Source organism: Lacinutrix sp. MEBiC02404, assembly GCF_053601575.1.
In genome coordinates this window covers 1-3,377 of the sequence record NZ_JBSHNV010000145.1, presented here as the reverse complement: position 1 = coordinate 3,377, position 3,377 = coordinate 1, and the positions used below count along the sequence as shown (strand labels likewise).

Below are 3,377 nucleotides of genomic sequence, written 5' to 3'. Positions count from 1 at the left end.
AACTTAATAAAAAGAAATTTCCAACGTTAAATAAGAGCAGATAGATTTTCGCACCAGATAATCTGTTTATTATTTAGTTAATTAAAATCTTTGTGACTTCAGTTTTACTTTTAGTTCCGATTTATCTAAGCAAATTTGGTTAATTATAAGTTAGGGAATTAGGTAAGCCAAAACCAAAACAATAGCAGAGAAAATAGAGGATTGACACTGTTTTTGCTAACGTGTTTGTATATGGTTTGTTGCGTGTTTAAGCACCTAATTTAGCAAATATAAACCGAATAGAAAATCCGCGAGGGTTTTCGTAAGCAGGCTAGAACTAGCAATAAATTATATACGATGTTAGGTGTAGTTTTTTATAAGTTCTGAAATTTCATTATCTGTATGAATCTGAGTAGGATAAAAATTTCTTTCAGATAATGGGACTTTTATATTTTTATAAATATATGAGGTGTAATCTTTATAAGTTCCGTTTAGTTCATACAATTTTAAAAAAGGCGTGAGTGCTATTTTTAAATTTGTTGTTTTAAGTAATCTTATAAATGCTTTTTTGAAAACAGGATTTCTTTGAGTCCAAATATTGTTTAGGAAAAAAATAATTGTTCCAGCACTTTCATCAAAATCTGGTTTTTCTTCGATTAGTCTATTGAATAAAACACTCCAAAAATGATCATCATAATGTTTAAAGTCTTTATTAAAGACTTCAAAGAAATAGTTCGGGTATGATGAAAGACAAATTAAAATAGCAGTTTCATTTGGTAAATTTTTAAGTACAGATACCTCCGGTATTTTAGGTAAAGCACTTAAATATTTTGCTGTAAGAAACTCTTGTAAAGATTTATGTGAAAATTGATAAGAATTATATCCAGTTTGTACAAAAATCCCAGTATGATTTTCTAATTCGGTAACAACTTTTTTGGCTTGTGATGTAGGTAAATTATGTGCTTTATGTATTTTATTATAACATTTTCTAATATCGTCACTACTAAAAACATTTTTGCTTAAATGAAAAGATAACCAATAAGATAATTGAGCTAAAAATTCTTTTTTTTTCTCAATATAGAAGTCCGCATACTTTGAAGGTCTAACAACACTTCTTTGTTGATCCCAAGTTTCTAATAATAGATTTAATACAAAATCGTATATGTATCTTGGTTTCGGTGGGATAGTTTTTTTTCTTTCATAAATTGCACACAGATGCGATAATGTTAGTGGTCTCATCGTTGTGTCATAATATGGTGAGTCTTTTATTTTTTCAAATAAGTCTTTAGCTTTCGTTCTATTTGTAATCCATTTACTTATAAGTGATTTTATTTGTTTATCATTTAAAGGACAAATTTCGTATGTATTTGTATTTGTTAGTTGTAATAAAAAATCATTACTTCTAGATGTCAAAATAAATTTTGAATCTATAAGATTTAATGATAATTCCTGAAACTCTTTTTCAATTCTCGTTTTTAGTTTACTATCTGGTATTTCATCAAATCCATCGGCTATAAGAAGTACTTTACTATCGTTAAAAAATGATATTATAGTGTTTTTTAATAAATTATAATATTCAAACCCAAAATCATCAAGATACTCAACAGGAAATTTTATATGAATGCCTAATAAGTCGACTAAAATTTTGAATAAGCCAAAATTCTTTTGGTTTATATGATTTTCATAATCTAATTCTCTAAAACGAATAACTAAAGGAAAAGAGAAATCAAAATCTTTATTATTATCTAAATAGTCATTAAAAATTTTTTTGATTAGTGTTGTTTTTCCAGCTCCAGCACCTCCGTATATTATTTTGTTTTTATTGAATTCTTTTAATAATTTCTTACTGTTAATTTTAGCAGTTTCTTCATCAACATCAAATCTGGTTTTCAATGGTGATAAATATAAATCTATGTCTACAAAAATATTTTTCAGCTCTTTAGATGTTATAGCTGTACTAAAGTTTATTTCATTAGACCAAGCTATTGCCGCAGTTAAATTATTTTTGATATTAGATAAAACTACATCTTCTGAAATCTCAAGGTCATAATTTTCTTGAAAGAATTCAAACTCTTCTTTTTTGAGTTTCTTTTTTGCTTTAGAGTTTATATTTGTTAATTGCTTATCAAATATAGAACCAACTCCTTTAATTCCTTTATCCAAAAGATTTTTAAAAAGTACTTGTGTAAATATAGTTTCGAAATCAATCATTGAATTTGAGGGTTGGTTTTAAATTACACCTAACGTGTTTGTATATGGTTTGTTGCGTGGTTTAAGCACTAAATTTAGCAAATAAAAACCGAATAGAAAATCCGCGAGGGTTTTCGTAAGTAGGCAAGAACTAGCAATAAATTATATACGGTGTTACCACACGTTTTTAATTTTCGACTTTTTCTAATTCAGAAATATTTTCTTCTTTTAATGAATATGATTTAATAATCATTACAGTTATAATAGCTAAAGGTATTCCGATTATTGACAAAATCATATCTCCAACGGTACTATTTAAAAAGTTTTCTATTGTCTCTGCTTTAAAAGTTCTTTTCATAACATATTTACCAATATAATTAGATACAATCCATAAAGTCCACCAAAGTCCAATTATCATTGTGCTATTGTCTGTGTATTCAGAAGTTTTAGATTTTATTAATTGAGTAGTTTTAGTCCACATTTCTTTCATTATTTGATATGGACGATATAATGATATTATTGGTACAAACCAACTTCCGGATGCCCAACCATCAGAATGATTACAATTTGTTCTAATATTTAAGTTATAATATGCCCTTCTAAACCATTGAATAAAAGTTACCGCAGAAATTATAAAAACTACTAAATATAAAATTCCTATGATTTGTTCCCTGGAATCATTTGAGTTTAACATTTGTTCAGTTACTTCTTCGTTGTTTTGCAGTGACTTAAGTAAATTATATTGTAAGTAAGATGAAAAAATTGATATAATGTCAAGAGCCATAACTATCCAAATAAATAATTGAGCGAGTTTTGCTCTCTTTAAATTAGGTCTAATTGCATTAATTTTATTCTTTGTTCCTAAAATGACATTATTATCAAGGTTAAAGTCTGTACAAGTATTCACGAAGTTCATACTTTTCCCTTTTATATTACAAATGTTTTCTTTTTGATTTACTCCTTTCTTTCGATTTAAACATTGTTTGCAATTTTCGAATTGTTCTTCTGTCATTTTTGAGTTTGGGTTTTAATGTGTGGTAACGTGTTTGTGTATGCTTAGTTGCGTGTGTAAGTTACTAATTTAGTAAATAAAAACGGACTAGAAAATCTGCAAAGATTTTCCGAACAGACAAGAACCTAGCAATTAAATATACACGGTGTTAGCGGTTCGGGCTTTTTCCGCTATTTATTTTTAGTATCAATATTCA

At 27.2% G+C, this 3,377-nt stretch carries 2 protein-coding genes; both read right to left on the bottom strand.

Annotated elements, in window-relative coordinates; all coding sequences use genetic code 11:
* Window positions 1-339: 339 nt before the first annotated feature.
* A complete protein-coding gene (locus ACVCXO_RS05325; protein WP_452228563.1) occupies window positions 340-2,190 on the bottom strand; it encodes an NACHT domain-containing protein in 1,851 nt (616 codons plus the stop codon).
* A 166-nt stretch (window positions 2,191-2,356) separates the two neighbouring features.
* The gene (locus tag ACVCXO_RS05320) at window positions 2,357-3,181 is read right to left on the bottom strand and encodes a DUF4328 domain-containing protein (RefSeq protein WP_452228562.1); all 825 of its coding nucleotides are present in this window, start codon (window positions 3,179-3,181) and stop codon (window positions 2,357-2,359) included.
* Window positions 3,182-3,377: the final 196 nt, after the last annotated feature.

Excerpts from the sequence above, each read along its gene's own strand:
- ACVCXO_RS05320 (WP_452228562.1), bottom strand. The coding sequence starts at position 3,181 with ATGACAGAAGAACAATTCGAAAATTGCAAACAATGTTTAAATCGAAAG.
- ACVCXO_RS05325 (WP_452228563.1), bottom strand. The coding sequence starts at position 2,190 with ATGATTGATTTCGAAACTATATTTACACAAGTACTTTTTAAAAATCTT.